This window comes from Pseudomonas sp. GL-B-12 (assembly GCF_019955895.1).
In the GTDB taxonomy this organism is placed as follows: Bacteria; Pseudomonadota; Gammaproteobacteria; order Pseudomonadales; family Pseudomonadaceae; genus Aquipseudomonas.
On record NZ_JAHBCX010000011.1, the window covers coordinates 63,344 to 78,354 of the forward strand.

General features: G+C 56.2%; 16 protein-coding genes. 4 read left to right on the plus strand and 12 right to left on the minus strand.

From position 1 onward, the window contains the following. Window positions 1-786: 786 nt before the first annotated feature. The gene (locus KGA85_RS06365; protein ID WP_223510747.1) at window positions 787-1,128 is read right to left on the minus strand and encodes a helix-turn-helix domain-containing protein; all 342 of its coding nucleotides are present in this window, start codon (window positions 1,126-1,128) and stop codon (window positions 787-789) included. Between the two features lie 209 nt (window positions 1,129-1,337). Between KGA85_RS06365 and KGA85_RS06370 the strand changes: the two genes are divergently transcribed. After that, entirely contained in the window at window positions 1,338-1,595 is a 258-nt protein-coding gene (locus tag KGA85_RS06370) for a hypothetical protein (RefSeq protein ID WP_223510748.1), read from the plus strand. Between the two features lie 44 nt (window positions 1,596-1,639). Here KGA85_RS06370 and KGA85_RS06375 read toward each other — a convergent pair whose 3' ends face one another. The 11 genes from KGA85_RS06375 to KGA85_RS06425 all read right to left on the minus strand — a co-directional run bounded on the left by KGA85_RS06375 (window position 1,640) and on the right by KGA85_RS06425 (window position 11,296). Then, complete coding sequence (locus KGA85_RS06375; protein WP_223510749.1) at window positions 1,640-3,607, minus strand: DNA topoisomerase III; 1,968 nt, start codon at window positions 3,605-3,607, stop codon at window positions 1,640-1,642. Between the two features lie 239 nt (window positions 3,608-3,846). Continuing rightward, window positions 3,847-4,302, minus strand: a complete 456-nt coding sequence (locus tag KGA85_RS06380) for a single-stranded DNA-binding protein (RefSeq protein ID WP_223510750.1) — start codon at window positions 4,300-4,302, stop codon at window positions 3,847-3,849. After that, a complete protein-coding gene (locus KGA85_RS06385) occupies window positions 4,299-4,817 on the minus strand; it encodes a DUF3158 family protein (RefSeq protein WP_223510751.1) in 519 nt (172 codons plus the stop codon). The genes KGA85_RS06380 and KGA85_RS06385 overlap by 4 nt, the downstream gene beginning before the upstream one ends. Beyond that, complete coding sequence (locus KGA85_RS06390) at window positions 4,814-5,569, minus strand: PFL_4669 family integrating conjugative element protein (protein ID WP_223510752.1); 756 nt, start codon at window positions 5,567-5,569, stop codon at window positions 4,814-4,816. Before KGA85_RS06390 ends, KGA85_RS06385 begins: the two co-directional genes overlap by 4 nt. Before the next feature lie 240 nt (window positions 5,570-5,809). Continuing rightward, a complete protein-coding gene (locus KGA85_RS06395) occupies window positions 5,810-7,000 on the minus strand; it encodes an STY4528 family pathogenicity island replication protein (protein WP_223510753.1) in 1,191 nt (396 codons plus the stop codon). Then, window positions 6,997-7,545, minus strand: coding sequence for a DUF2857 domain-containing protein (locus KGA85_RS06400; protein ID WP_223510754.1), 549 nt, complete (start codon window positions 7,543-7,545; stop codon window positions 6,997-6,999). The genes KGA85_RS06395 and KGA85_RS06400 overlap by 4 nt, the downstream gene beginning before the upstream one ends. After that, a complete protein-coding gene (locus KGA85_RS06405; RefSeq protein ID WP_223542998.1) occupies window positions 7,542-9,128 on the minus strand; it encodes a ParB family protein in 1,587 nt (528 codons plus the stop codon). The genes KGA85_RS06400 and KGA85_RS06405 overlap by 4 nt, the downstream gene beginning before the upstream one ends. A 14-nt stretch (window positions 9,129-9,142) precedes the next feature. Continuing rightward, a complete protein-coding gene (locus tag KGA85_RS06410) occupies window positions 9,143-9,352 on the minus strand; it encodes a hypothetical protein (protein WP_223510756.1) in 210 nt (69 codons plus the stop codon). An 82-nt stretch (window positions 9,353-9,434) separates the two neighbouring features. After that, window positions 9,435-10,277 (minus strand): ParA family protein, encoded by an 843-nt coding sequence (locus KGA85_RS06415; RefSeq protein ID WP_223510757.1) that lies wholly within the window; start codon window positions 10,275-10,277, stop codon window positions 9,435-9,437. A gap of 4 nt (window positions 10,278-10,281) precedes the next feature. Next, the gene (locus tag KGA85_RS06420; protein ID WP_223510758.1) at window positions 10,282-10,512 is read right to left on the minus strand and encodes an AlpA family phage regulatory protein; all 231 of its coding nucleotides are present in this window, start codon (window positions 10,510-10,512) and stop codon (window positions 10,282-10,284) included. Window positions 10,513-10,621: 109 nt separating this feature from the next. Next, window positions 10,622-11,296 carry a hypothetical protein gene (locus tag KGA85_RS06425; protein ID WP_223510759.1) on the minus strand — a complete coding sequence of 225 codons (675 nt, stop codon included), beginning with the start codon at window positions 11,294-11,296 and terminating at the stop codon, window positions 10,622-10,624. A gap of 542 nt (window positions 11,297-11,838) precedes the next feature. On the opposite strand from KGA85_RS06425, the gene KGA85_RS06430 reads away from it, so the two are divergent. From KGA85_RS06430 to KGA85_RS06440, 3 genes are all read left to right on the plus strand, one after another. After that, window positions 11,839-12,459 (plus strand): TetR/AcrR family transcriptional regulator, encoded by a 621-nt coding sequence (locus KGA85_RS06430; RefSeq protein WP_223510760.1) that lies wholly within the window; start codon window positions 11,839-11,841, stop codon window positions 12,457-12,459. Between the two features lie 310 nt (window positions 12,460-12,769). After that, entirely contained in the window at window positions 12,770-13,549 is a 780-nt protein-coding gene (locus KGA85_RS06435; RefSeq protein ID WP_223510761.1) for a thioesterase family protein, read from the plus strand. Window positions 13,550-13,632: 83 nt separating this feature from the next. Then, window positions 13,633-14,904 (plus strand): OmpP1/FadL family transporter, encoded by a 1,272-nt coding sequence (locus KGA85_RS06440; protein ID WP_223510762.1) that lies wholly within the window; start codon window positions 13,633-13,635, stop codon window positions 14,902-14,904. The last annotated feature ends 107 nt before the right edge of the window (window positions 14,905-15,011 follow it).

A 15,011-nucleotide genomic window follows, 5' to 3' on the forward strand; every position in this document is an offset into this window, starting at 1 on the left:
ATGACGATCAGAACGATGCGTCTGGGGAATAGCAGTGCAGCAGAGGAGCGTCTGCGGTGGTGATCCGCAGGCATGGAGTAGTGGGCATTCATCACCGCTGAAGCGGCAACCGCGCGAGCTTCCGAACGCTGATCGCACTTGGGTAAACCACCACGAACGTGGCGTAGCCTTGAAGGTTCAAGCTACCTGGGCTGGGCTGTCAACGACAGCGAACCACGCCCTTTGTATAAACCTGTCACAGGGGAGCGTCAAGACGCTGCAACCCAATTTTTTATGGCTGGAATACAGTGGCAGTCACTGGACTGAAGAAAGTGAAGAGTGGGCCTGGCGGGGTGCCAGGCGAGGAAGAGAGAAGCCACCTTTGGCGGTCTTACGCAGTCGACAAGCTCCTCGCAAAACTTGGTTTAACTGCGCCATGATTCGCCAACCGACCCTTGTCGTGGCCTGGGTCGGAACATGCTGGCACGCATCCGCGCACAAAGGGTGCCCAGTGTTTCCCCGGCGGGCTCCGGGACTGAATACGATCGCTGAAGCGGATGACCGCTATTGCCTGGTAGAGGCAACAGTGGTCATCCGCCACCACGATCTGGTCGAGCACAAAACGGGAGCGAAATCCCACAGAAGAGAAGGCTCCGAACTCAATGAGTTCGACCGAACTGCCCGGAGCGAATCGGTCTTGGGTCGCCGTTGGCGATGATCCTGAGGCACTACAGCAGAGAGGGCGGGATGACGTCAAGCCAGAGGGCGATCCCTCATAGGACACTACATTGAGCGCGATGAAAGAGGTTACTTACTGCCGAGATGAGCAGCCAATTGTTCGACGGTAGCCAGGATAAAGGCACGGTCGCTTTCTTTCAGACCGTTCAGCAGACCCGCGATCATCTGGCCCTGGTCATTGGGACGATTACTCGACTCCGTCAGCAGTTCATCCATCCGGCAGTCGAAAATATCCGCTAACTGCATCAGCTTGACCACGGAAAGCTCCACCACACCCCGCTCCAGGCGCGATATGGCTTCACTGCCGATCCCCATGCGCTCAGCCACCTCTTCCTGGGTCAGATTACGCTCGGTCCGGTGCTTCGCGATCATGCGCCCGATTTGGGCTTGGGTTGGATGTTTATGTGCCAAGTGATGAGTTCTCCAGTTCAACCCGAATGGTTGAGCAAAGACCCGTTGACATGAACATCCTTAACGGTTGAGTATCGACTTATAAGGTTGTTATGTTGGCTGAAATCGCTGTGTAATGCGACGTGGCTTCTGTTCCTCCAGGAATCAGAGTCCGAGGTGGTCAGTGAGAATGAGCGGTCTGATAGGGCCAAGCTGAGGAACGGTTGAGCATGGAAGAGAAGAGCGAGAACGTCATGGATCAGATCTGGGATCGAACACTGGAGCTGTTCATCAAGATCCATGATTGCCCGGATAACCCCGAACACTTCGACAGCCTCGTTCATTGGCTCAACGAAAATCCTGATCACCTGAAAGCGTTCAACGAACTGGGGCAGATATGGATTTCGACAGGCATCGCCTTGGCCCGTGAAATCGGACAACCGCTAAGCGACTTGGAGAGGGATCAGCCGCCGCTGATGATGCACTGACCAGTACATCGCCCCCAACACTCATGTTGATCTTCAATGGCACGTCATGGGCGACGTGTATTTTTACTGACCGACACAGTGCCCTTGCAGTCGGGGTAGTGGGAACATGACCAGAACGGCCCTGATTTCCCCTCTCGCCTGAACATTGAGGCATTGCAAATGGGGCAGGCCGGGCCGGCTTCTACCGGTATCGACAAGGTGAGCGCTCCGCAGTGTGCGACCAACTGCGCAATCCAGTTCGCCTGCTTGTCGATGAATGCATCCAGGGACAGGCGTCCCGTTTCGATTTCTTCCAGAGCCTGTTCCCAGATCGCGGTCATGCCAGGGTCTGCGATTGCAGCGGGTACCGCCTCGATCAGGGTATGGGCCGCTGCGGAGGCCATCAAGGCGCGTTTTTTCTTCAGCAAATAACCGCGATCAATCAACCCCTTGATGATACCGGCTCGCGTGGCTTCGGTGCCGATACCGGTGGTGTCCCGAAGCTTCTGTTTCAGGCGTGGGTCGTTGACCAGCTTGGCCACATTTTTCATGGCCTTGATCAGATCGCCCTCAGTGAGTGGTTTGGGAGCGGCAGTGCGCATGGACTTGAGTTCGACCTCGTCCACTGCGCACTGAGTACCCTGTTGCAAGACGGGCAATACTTGGGACTTGTGACTGGGCTCATCCTCTTCGGTATTTTCGCAGAGCAAGCCTTTCCAGCCCTGGACCAGGATCTGTTTGCCAACAGCGGTCAATCGCTCTTCGCCACACTCCAGTTCAACCTGGGTCCGATCAAACTCATGATGCGGAAGAAATTGTGCGAGGTAGTGGCTACGGATCAGTTCGTAGACTTGGCGTTCTTGTTCGGACATCCGCGCGAGATTCGCCGGCTCGGTGGTGGGGATGATGGCGTGGTGGGCGGTGACCTTGGCATCGTTCCACACGCGGGAGTGCAGTGACCGATCGAGTCTTCCCAATGCGGGCAGCAGCGCGGGATCCGTTTTGAGTAGGGCATCGAATACCGCGGATACCTCGTTGAACATACTCTCAGGCAAATAGCGGCAATCGCTGCGCGGGTAGGTGGTGGCCTTGTGGGTTTCGTACAGAGCCTGGGCAATGTTCAGGACTTCCTGGACGCCGAGACCCAACTTGCGCGAGCAGACTTCTTGCAGTGTGCTCAGGTCGAAGGGCAGGGGTGGCGCTTCGCGGGAATGCTCAGTCTGCAGCGAGAGGACTGAGGCGGTTTTACTGCAAGAGATCGCTTGGACCGCGTGACGGGCAAGCGCCTGCTGTAGGCAACGACCGGCTTCATCGCGTCCTGAGCTGGGTGGTTGCCACAACGCGATGAATGGTTGCCCCATTGAGGACAGGTGCACATCTACTTCCCAGTAGGGCACCGAGACGAAGCTGGCAATCGCACGATCCCGATCGACCACCAGGCGTAAAGTGGGTGTCTGGACGCGTCCAACCGACAATACACCGTCGTAGCCCGCCCGCCGGCCGAGGAGGGTAAACAAACGACTGAGGTTCATGCCAATCAGCCAATCGGCGCGGCTACGGGCGAGGGCCGAGTGGTAGAGCGGGAAGGTCTCCTGCCCAGGCTTCAGCGACGACAGTGCCTTGCGAATCGACGCCTCGTTGAGAGCGGACAACCAGAGGCGCTGAACGGGGCCTCGATACCGGCAGAGTTCGAGTAACTCGCGGGCAATCATTTCACCTTCGCGGTCGGCGTCGGTCGCGATCACGACGTTGGAGGCTTCAATGAGCAGGCGCTTGATGACTTTGAACTGAGCCGCAGTCTTGGGTTTGACTTCAACCACCCACTGCGTGGGAAGGATCGGTAGATGATCCAGCGACCAACTCTTGAATTGCTTGCCATAGGCTTCAGGCGGTGCTGTCTCCAGCAGGTGGCCGATACACCAGGTGACGGTTGTCTCTGTGCCGATCAGGCAACCATCGCCACGCTGCGTGGCCCCGAGTACCTTGGCAATGTCCCGACCCTGGGAAGGTTTTTCGCAGAGGAAGAGGCGCATAAAACTGCTCCAGATTGAGTTCGGAGCAGCGTTGTTGGAAACAGCAATTGCGAGATATGAGAAACCTGACTTGCAGGTCCCTCATGTTAGTCGGTGAAGGCAGCCTTGAAGATCCGAGGCCGCTATCCCGTTTTAGCGTGGGCGACAGTGTGGATCCTCACGAGCAGCGCGTAGGAACACGGCAGCAACTTCGCGCAAAGGCGCAATTTTTATGCCTGAAGCCTGTCAGGTCGCAGTGGCTATCCTCTGCGCTTTTTGGGCTTCGACGCAGATGAGCTGGCCTGCTCTGTATTTCGCCCGGCGGGTGTCGCAGATGACGCCGGTTCACTGGAGCGTTCGCGCATGACCACACTGTGCATGCGGTGAGGCAGGATGCCGACTCGACGGGCCTCGATCTTGAAGGTGACTCGCGCATTGTCTTCGCTGTCCTCCCACTCATCGCGCACGGTGCGGCCTTCGACCAGCACACGCATGCCCTTCTGGTACAGCGTGCTCCAGTGTTCAGCCTCGCGGTGCCAGAGCTCAACCGGTGCCCAATAACCGCCTCGATCTTCATAGCTGCCCTCGCGTGGTACGGGGTTGTCGAAATACACATTCAGCCGTAGCAAACGCCGTGGCTCGTCATTGCCTGATGGAAACTCCTGGAACTCTGGCGCACTGCCGATATTGCCTTCGCCGACAAAAAAAGTACTCATCCTGATACCTCCACTGCGGTTGTGAGTTGGCGCAGTAACTGTTCGGCACTGGCCATTTTGATCGCACAGGTCGATGCCTGGCGGTAGAGCGAATGCACCACGCTCATCTGCAAGTTCAGTGCAATGCGATCGCATTCGAAACGGTGCAATCCCTGGCGTACGGCCTGCGGTAGGGTTTGGTTGCGGACCTGACGTTCCCAGACCGCAACCCCCATACGGGCAAAATCACGGGTGCGCCAACGCAAAAAGGTGCTGCCCGCGCTGGTGTTCTGCAGCATCAATCGAATATCCAGCAGTGAGTAAGGAGGTTGTCCGGCCTGCTGCACCACCGCCTCCATCAGGTGACATAACTGCGCCTCGATGTCCCTCGCCACCTGCGCCAGGTGCTCCAACTCCCCCTTACCCTTAAAAGGTTTTAAAAGGCCTTTTAGGGAGGCGGCGTGTTCGAGCTGTCGATAGGCATCCGGTGTCAATGCTTCGAGGGACATTGGTTGAGCCGAGGTCAGGGGATTCATGCGTCGTCCTCCGACTCATCCACTGTCGCAGATGGCTCTCCCGCTTCCGCTGACAACGCGTCAGCGTCATCCACTGCCACAGCGCCACGACGAATGATTGGCGGCGCGAACTGGGAGCGGCGATGACCCTCAAGGATGTCCATGGGGGGCAACCCAAATTTCTCAATGGCCGCCAGGGCGCGTGCATTGTTCGCCGCCATGTCGTCGCGGGTGACGCCAGCATGCCGATAGCGTTGCGCTTGGCCGAACAGGCTGCGCAGCAGATGGGCACCGTCGTCGATCCAGGCTTCCATGTCTCTGCGACCGATCAAGGCGGTGTGATGGGCCAATAGCGTACGACGCACCAGGGTGTCGTAATCGGTCAGCAGGTAGACCGCCAGAAAACCCAGCTGGCTGCCGATGTACAACGGCAAGGTGACGGGGTGGATGTTGAGGTTGTCGCTCATGTCGATCTGTGTCGGGAGGTCCTGTCTGATTCGATCCAGCTGTTGGGTCAGTTCCAGCATCCCGGCTTTGGCCTGCATCAGTTTTTCTTCGAGTTGCACGATGGCCCAGTCTGCATAGGGATCGTCTTGGGCCGCGGTTTGTTTGATCAGGTTGGTGACACTGATGTAGCCGGCCATGCCCATGATCGAATGAACGCCTTCGCGTGCGGTTCGACCTTGCCAGATACGGGCGGCGTGGTGAGTGTGCAGGGTCAGGGTGATGCTGCTGCGCAATGAACCCAGGTTGAGTTGATAGTGATCGGCCACGGTGTTGTCCTCGCATAAGCTTGGACGGGAACGTTGCGACAGATGAGGGTCAATGGCAGGCAAAAAGCTGAATGCGGTCTGTTCGGTTTGGTGTGAGAGAGTAAGTTCTAGAGACGTTCGCGCATGACTTTGGTGGCATCAATTCCATGGGGGGCGATGGCCGTACCGGTCGGACTGCGCAGATTTGGCCCTTTGATCTCACAGTAGAACTCAATAGATTTGATGCCACTGGCATCAAATCTATTGATGTCCAGGGCGTTTGCCGCGCAGTTGGCGCAGCTCATTCAGGCACGCTTGGGCGAGGGCGGAGGCGGATTCGCCCTGCTTTTTTGACGGACGTGAGGGTGCAGTTGGAGGCAGCTCTGCAACGGGTGGAGGTTCTGTCTGACTTGCCCAAGGATGAAAGTCGCCTTTCAACGCACGCTGGATCAGGCCCATCAGGTAGGCCGCTGGCTTGCGGATACCTCCAGCGATACAGCGTGCACCCGCTTCGTTGAGCACCGCCTGACGATCCGGTGGTTTGAGCTTGTTCAGCGCCACGGCAATGGCCTGACGCTCGCTTGGACTCAGGTGCAGCGGATCGGGCCAGTGCAGGTTATCCACCGCAGGGGTCGCGCGCGGTACAGTACAAGTACTTTCTTTTAATACAGTACAGGCGGCGTTCGGATTCCGAACGGTGCCGGAAACACTGGCGTTCAGGCCCGGTTCGGAGTCCGAACGAGGGCCTGCACGATTCCGAATGAGGTGATCGCCGCCCAGTTCGGAGTCGTGCATCGCGTCATCGGTTGCCTGATCCAATCCTTGCTGCGTCCAGTGTTCGCCCCAGCTGTCGAGCCGGGTGGGGAGCTGACCCAGATCGATATGGCTGTCCTGGCGAATTTCTTTCAGAATGTGCTGGGCGACGATGCGCACCGCCTTGGTGTTATGGCTTAGGCAATGTCCGACCAGCTCCAGGTAATCCTGATCCAGCTCCATGGCTTCGGCAGGGGTTAACGGTTCATCGTGCAGGACATATAGCGAACCTTGAAGACGCCCGCTGAGCTGATCGCGCCCGCGACTCACCAAGCTGAGCCAGCGAGTGAGCCTGAGCATCGTCAACGCGCGAGCAATGGTTTCACGGGAGGCTGACGCGCTATAGGGCACGCTCGACAGGTAAGGTTGCAAATCCTCATAGCGCGGCGTGACCACGCCCTGGCCTTGCAGCATGAGTCGAAACACCTGCCAGGCATTGCGTTCCAATGGCGTCAGCCGATTATCCAGCAGCAGTCGACGCGGCACGACTTCGTGTGATTGGCCACTGAACAGAAAGCCAGCCTGCAGAGCCTGGTTGGAGGGTTGTTCAGTGGTCGGGCGTGCGGGCCAGCGTTCACTCAACTGCTGGGTGCATTGCTGCAGGACACGTTGCCAGCGACCGGAAGGGGCAGTGTTCATGTTCCGTTGCTGTAATGGTCGATCTGCTGCCAAACGATGGTCAAGCTGATCTGTTGCTCCTCCGCCAGCATCATCATGGCGTCGAGCTGATCCTCGGTCCTGTCCTGAGCGCGTAGTTGGCACCAACGCTGCCAGAGCGCATGTTCCTGCGCTTCGCTCAAATGCTGAGGGCGGCCTTTACGGGTTTCTATCTTGAGTAGACGTCGGCGCAGGGCGGTTTCCGAATGCGCCAAACCGAAGCACTGATACATGATGGTGCTGCTAGCGCCGAGCTTGAGCGCGCGGTTGATCAAGCGCTCGTTCTGCTCGTCGCGTTCGGCTTGCTCGATCAAGCGATGCAGCACCGGCGAGTCAATCTTGACCTCAACCCAGGGGACGGTAGCATGGGCCAGACGCGACAACGTGGTGGGCGGTAAGGATTGCAACAGGTAGATGTCGTCCTCACCCAGTCCGAGTGCCTTACAGCGTTGCAGATTACCCAGGCGCAGCTCATGCAGCACCTGGGTCAGCATGGCCTGGTTGAGCACATTGAAGGACAGGTTCATGGCAACTCCTTCGATGAGTCGTCTTCAGGGGTAAACGTTAAGTCAATCAGACGCCGGGCCAGGCGGATCAGGCGATACAGTTTGATTAACAGGCTGTCGGGCAGTCGTTCCAGTCCCACATCCACGGCGGGACGATCTGTCAGCGGGAGTTGATAGACACCCAACAACAGCTGGCCGAACAGGGCTGAGGGTAGTTGCTTGCGATCCTCCCAGTTCACCTCGTCTTGAGCGCGCAACAGGGCCAGGAGCAGTAGGTGAACACCGGTCGCGCGAGGTGCTGCAAGATCAAGTTGCTCGATGTTCAGGGCGAAGCCCAAGCCATGCTTCTGATCGATGATGCTTTCGGAATGTCCGGCATAGGTCGCCATTTCCCGAGCCAGTCCGGCAATGGCTAAACGCAGTTGTTCGGGGCTATCCAGTGCTGGTGCAATGGACCAGATGTCGTCCATCGCGCAGGCCTCGAAGGTCGGTGCTGCTTCAGTGGAGGTCTCACGATCGATCTGTTCGCGAATCTGTTGGACACGTGACGGAGGGCTGACCGTTGATACGACATTCGTTTCGGGCGGTGTGAGCAGCTCCTCTCGCGCTGTTTCGGTCTGGGTCCTGACCTCAGTTGATTTGGGACGGGGCTTGGAGGAGGGAGGTCCGGCCGCGGCTTCATCAACGCTCGGCAGATGGTCGTTCTCCGAGGGCGTGGTGACGACAACGCCTGACGTCGAGATGACCCGTTGGGTATCGCTCAGTTCCAGGGCCAACATATGGTAGGACTGTCCGAGTAAGCGGCTCATGCGTTCGAGCAGTTCATCCTGGATTTGCTCAAGATCGAAGGACTCAGGGTCGGTATCGAAGTAACCCAGGGTATCGAGCCAAAACTCAGAGAACGCAACGGTGGCGGTTGGATAGCGGTTCCAGGTTCGTTCAGCCTGGCTACGCAGAGCGATCAGGCGTTCGATCTGGGGCTTACCCAATCCGGCATACAAGGTTTGTGGAATGGCAGGCAGTAAGTGTTCGAGGGTGTCGAGCATGCGGCTGATGTGCGATTGCGAAATCGGATAGCCTCCAGCGGCGAGGCGTCTGGCCAGTTCGCGCTGCGAGAGTGTCGTTTCATCTGATTCGAGCATGGCTTTGAGTTTGGCCACCGCCAATGCACGTTCGATGAAGGTGAGTTGGCCGTGCAGATCGCTTTCGGCTAGATGGCCGAGTAGGGCATTGAGTTCATTGGTCCAGGGTCGGAACAGGCAATGAATGCGGAAGAAGCGCTCGTCGCGAGTTTCCTGCCACAGCTCGCCGAGAATCGCCAAGCGCGTATTACCGCCATTGCGGATGATGAAATAGGTTTCTCCCGGGCGGCGAGTAATCGGCGGCGGTTGATCCAGCCCGCGTTCACGGATCGAGGCCTTGATGTCGTCATAAAGCGGATTGCGGATGAAGCGCGGGTTGTGTTCGTAGGGCCGCAACTGCTCCAGGGTGACCAGCATAGGCGTGTCGATGAGTGGATCGGACAGCCGCTCCAGTTCTGGAGCCCGAGGGAAGTGGTCCTGCAGCAACTGGTCGGTGATGTCCTCCTGACTGAGCTTCTTCATCGGAATCGCCTCAGTTAACGCCGGTTACGCAAATGGTCACCGATCTCGAACTTGACGATCTCGGCAGTACCCGAGCCGTCGAAGTGTCGGGACAGTTCTGTGAGGAACCACCCCATGGCCGAGCGTCCACCTTGCAGGCGAAAGACCACGGTGCAGTACTCCTCGCAAGGTGGGTGGTGTGGCCGAATAGATGGCGGAATGATGATGGGAAGTTGATCCAGCATCAAAAGACTCCTTGCCAAACACTGTTGGCATCAAGGTCGATAAAAAATGACTTGGCGAGAAGTGCCGGCTTGGTGATTCGTCTCATTGAGCCTCCGCGTATTTGCTCACCGTAGAAATCGCTTTGCGCCATTCCGGAAACAGTTCGATGGCCAGCGCTTGCATGGTTTCCAGCGCTGAAGGCGAGCGTCGTTCACGTGACCGGCGCGTTTCTATTCGGTGGACCGGCAGACCGAGGGAGGCGGCATTGAGATACGCCACTCGGTCTGGAACTACGGTGTCTAGGACCGAAATGTTGGTAGCCCCAGCGAAGGTCTCGCGCAGGCCGTGGATGATCATCCGGGTGTCCACCCGAATGGCATTCACCTGGTTCAGCAGCAATCGCAAGGGTGGCGGTGTAATGCCCAGGTGGCGGAACGGTTCAAGTTCACTGAGCAGCTTCAAGGTGCCGCGGCGCAGTTCGCGGGCGGCGAGCATTTCCGGCGTGATGGGTGAGAGCGCGAGATCGGAGGCGAGGATCGCCATCTCCAGCAGCACGCTACGTGCGCCCTGGGTGTCGATCAAAAGCAGGTCATAATTGAGGCGGAAATTGGTGAGCAAATTGTGCAGCCGTAATCGCCCGTCGGGGGCATGCAGCAGTAAGGTGCTGAGTCGACCTTGATCGTCGTTGGAGAGGATCAGGTCGAGCCGTGCAATCACTGTCTTGGAAATAATCTGGGTAGGAGTTGTTAGGTTGAGTGCGATGAACTCGTACGCACCTGCACCAGCCCTCTGGCTCAAGGCGTAATAGCTGGAGAGGGTGGGTTGGTTATCCAGATCGAGCAGCAGGACGCGCAGGCCAGCATCTGCCAGCAGACCACCGAGGTTGGCGGCTACTGTGGTTTTTCCTACGCCACCTTTGGTGGAAACCACCGAGACTACACGCATGACATCAGGCCTGCTGATCCAAGCGTTCAACGACCCAACGCTCGATCTCCAGCGAGTCCCAGCCCACCGCGCGCAGTCCAATGCGTTTGGCTTGTGGGAATTTGCCTTCCTTCATCAAGTTGTAGATGTGTGCCCGCTTGAAGCCAGTTTTTCGTTCCACTTCGTCACGACGCATGATGTGACGTTCGACCTGTGGCTGAGGTGCTTCAACGATAGATGAGGATTGGCTTGACATGCTGGTCACTCCTGGCACCGACTGGCGTTTTATGGGAAGTGACCTGAATTCAACACCAGGAAATGAGATTAGTCATTGCTATGCAATTGACAATATTGCACCGCAATCCTTACCGCCTAGCTTGGGTAAGGCTACGTCGACCGGCCGCAAATTTTTCATCCAGCGAACGCTTACTCAACCCTGGAACCTCGCCGTAGTGCGCGGTTATAGAATCGACAATGGATGCTTGACTGTCGAATATAGAATGACGTCTTCCTGCTTCAGAAGAACCGAGCATGATATTGACTAGCGCTCCGATGACGTTGAGGAAACTGGCCTTGCTTTGCTCGCTCATGTCCTTTTTATTTTCGGCAAGCTCGCGAAGACTTTCTCGCTCCAATCCAGCAGCTACCAATTCGTCCATCAGATCCTGAAGTCTCGCTTCGGTTGCTTTTAACCGTACCTGCAGGGCATCTCTGTCTGCTTGCAGGATCAGGTATGTGCCGTAGTGGATAGCTTCGTGGCCAACTGATATTGGGTTAAAGAGAAAAAACGGTCGTTGATCTGGATAACGGTTACACATCCACGACTTTAAGTCCGAATGTCGGATGGTCAGTAGTTTGAGGTCGACAGGTGTTCCTGGCGTAACGGTGGTGCCTAGAGCACCGTAACGCAGCTCCTGATTTCGTATGGCATCCAGGATTTTTTCTAGATTCTTGTACAGACATGGCCATTGCGGAAAAGCTGAGATGAGACGCTCAGGACTATCCCAAGCTAACTCGAGAATCTTGGTTTCGTAATCCATCAAGTCGCACCAGCGTATGACTGCTTCGATGGGTCTGTAAAAGAGCTTTTCATAAGGGTTAACGCTATTAGGTCCGTACATAGAGGTAGCCTCCTGTCAAAGGGCAGACCCGCTAGGTACTGTCTAAAGATCTAATAGGGTGACCTCGGCTTCCGTGCGGTTGCTGTCCTATATTTACCTGATTACTTGCAAGCTTTGTATGTCCTCGTTGTTGAACGTTCGGAGTTATTGGAGCATCGCGCAAACGTGGACTATGCGGATGTTGGGAAGAAGCAATGTCTTTGTATGTCTAGGCTCCCGTAGGGTTTAAATCCTGACAGTTCTTTGTTGTTCACCGCACTGACCAAGCTGCTTCGATGTGACCTCCACATCCGCAAATTCCGCGTCAAGCTGATGTGTTATTGACCCTTGGAGTCATGTCATGCCTTCATTCGAGCCCAGCCAAAAAAAACGACAGGTTAAGGCCGGATGGTCAGATATGTGACGATATTACAATTCGGTCACGTGTTGTCAACCGCCTTTGAGATGAGTAAGCTGTTCGCATGAACCAGCCATCAATATCCTCGCCCAGCTCCCGTGGCCCAGCCGAGCACGACATTCGTGACCAGATTGTCGCGGCGGCCAATGAGCATTTCAGTCAGTACGGTTACGGTAAAACCACGGTTTCCGACCTGGCCAAGGCCATCGGGTTTTCCAAGGCTTACATCTATAAGTTCTTCGATTCCAAGCAGGCGATCGGTGAAGCCATCTGCGCCAATTGCCTGGCGCAAATCGTTGCGGCAGTGGAGCAGGCCATCAAAGAAGAGGCCATTACACCGACGGAGCGCTTTCGACGCCTAGTCAAAACCCTGATCACCACAGGGGTGAGTCTGTTCTTTAATGACCGCAAACTCTATGACATTGCAGCGTTCGCAGCGTCGGAGCGCTGGCCCAGTTCGCAAGTTTATGACGCACAGATCAAACGCTTCGTGTTGCAAATCGTGCGCGAGGGGCGAGAGATCGGTGAATTTGAACGCAAGACGCCGTTGGACGAGACAGTAGACGCGATACATCTTGCTTTACGACCTTTCGTCAATCCCTTGCTGTTGCAGTACAACCTCGACTTCGTCGAGGAGGCACCGACGCTCACCACCAACCTCGTCTTGCGTAGCCTCATGCCTTGAGCTTTGACTGACGCTTGTACGCTGACGCATTAGTCATCCAGCTTCAAAAAACTACCCTCGCTTTGGTCGGAGGAAAAGCCTTTATTTATCTGTGTTGTGACTATTGACACAAATGGTCACATGAATAAACATGGCGCATCTGCTCTTGGGGCATCGCTATGATTCAGCACCGTCATATTCACCGCGTTTTTCTTCGGGTCAGGTCACCACTCATTCAGCACATGCCATCCGATGGCTTCGGCTTTAATAGAGGCAGCTCAAGTGGGCTGTTGCGCGGTGATCAACATCAGTCAGTTCTGGGAGCGTCGACATGATGAGCTTTGCTCAGGTGTTGGCGCAATTTGATCCGGACGCGCCTTTTGTTTCGCCACCTAACTGGCAGCAGGGCCGAACGATCTTTGGCGGCCTGTCCGCAGCGCTGTCGCTGCAAGCGGTTTTGCTTGAACGTCCTGTGGGCTTTCCCCCGTTCAAGTCCGCGCAGGTGTCATTTATAGGTCCGGTCACACAGGCGCAAACGTTCGATGTAAGCGTATTGCGTCAAGGGCGATCAGTCACTTCGGTATCGGTCGACTGTCTCTCGGGGGATGACCTTGCGTTGCGCACGACCCTGCTATTCGCCCAGCCGCGTGCGAGCAAGATTACCCATGATTCATGGGGTCCTCCGCTTGTAGATGGCCCATCCCATTACCCCAAAATGGAACTAGACAGCAAGGTTGCACCTGCTTGCGCCAATAACTTTGAGATGCGCCCTGCGGGCGGTTCGCTGCCGGTGTCTGGTGCTGAAAATCCCGAATTATTGATGTGGGTACGCCACTTGGATGCGCAGGGTGTGGACCCGGCAGTCGCCTTGATTGCACTCGCCGACAGTTTGCCGCCGGCAGCCATGACCTGCTTCACCGAACCAGCCGCCATCAGCTCAGCTTCCTGGATGATTGACCTGCCGCAGCCGGCCGTTGTTGGCGAATGGTTCCTTATCCATTCTTTTAGCCAGCAGGCTCTGGACGGTTACTCGTTACAGGATATGGAAATATGGGACGAAAGCGGTCGGCGAGTGCTATGGGCGCGCCAGACCGTGGCGATTTTCACGTAAGACAAAACGAACTGAATCCATTACCACAGCTACTTCGACTACTTCGACTACTTCCTCTCAGTGATAACCATAGAGTTCTAATAATGAAAAAAATATTGCTCAAGACCCCTCTTGGTCTCGCGGTTGTGCTCGCATCTTCTAATGTGTTTGCGAGCGGTTTTGCTCTTAATGAACAAAGCATCAGTGGGATGGGCTCTGGATTTGCTGGTCGCTCATCCGCCGCTGAAGATGCGAGCACAGTCTTCGGTAATCCGGCGGGCATGTCTCGATTGAAAAGAGAGCAGGTCAGCGTGGGGGCGGCGACGCTTTTCGCCAAGTCAGACATAAGCCACACCCGCAGTACATTCGGCGGCCAGGAAGATGGTGACATGGTGCCCACGACCACGGTGCCTATGGGTTACTACGTCAAACCCATCGATGAGCATTGGGCGTTCGGTGTTGGTTTTTATGTACCGTTCGGTCTGATGACCGATTATGGCAGCGGTTTCGCTGGTCGTTACTACGCCAACAAAAGTGAGGTCACGACCCTTACGTTCCAGCCCACCATCAGCTATGCCTTCAACGACAAAGTTTCGATCGGGTTCGGTCCCACCATCAACCGTATCAGCGGTGAGATATCCGGGATGGTGCCCAATCCACTTAGCCCTGGTCGCAATGACGGAAAACTCAAAAGCGCGGGTGACGACACTGCCCTTGGTTTCAACGCCGGTATCCTGGTGCAGGCTACAGATCGAACCCGTTTGGGCATGACCTACCATTCCAAGGTCAGTTATCAATTGGATGCCAAGACCAAGGTCACTGACGGCATCTTTAGCGTGTTGGGGGTCAGCGGCCGGAGTTATGACGCTTCGCTGGATGTGGATACCCCAGAGTCAGTGGATTTCTCGGTGACTCATCAGCTTAATAATGACTGGACCGTCTACGTGGGGAGTACCTGGACTCGATGGAGCCGCTTCAAAGAGTTAACCATCGAGAACACGGGTCTACCCCCTGCGTTAAGCGGCGCGCTGGGCACCATTACCGAAGAACAGAATTGGCACGATACATGGGCTCACGCTATTGGTACGGCGTATCAACTGAACAACCAATGGGTACTTCGCGCAGGTTTGTCGGTTGATCAGTCTCCCGCCAACAACACCAACCGTGGACCACGTATTCCTACGGGCGACCGGACGGTTATCAGCTTCGGTGCTGGCTGGACACCGGTGGACGATGTCACGATCGATGTCGCTTATTCCTATCTGTGGGAAGAGAGTGTGCAGGTCAACGACACCTCGGCGACCAGAGGTGCATACAGTTCCAAGTATAAGAACAGTGCGAGCGGGCTCGGTACTTCTGTAAGTTACCGTTTCTAGTTGAGTGCTGTTACACGATAGATGTTCGGTCGGGAGCACGCGTTACCTCCCGGCCTTTTAGAACACATTTCGGGCCTTTTCCCTCAGGGAAAAGGCCTCTTTGTCGC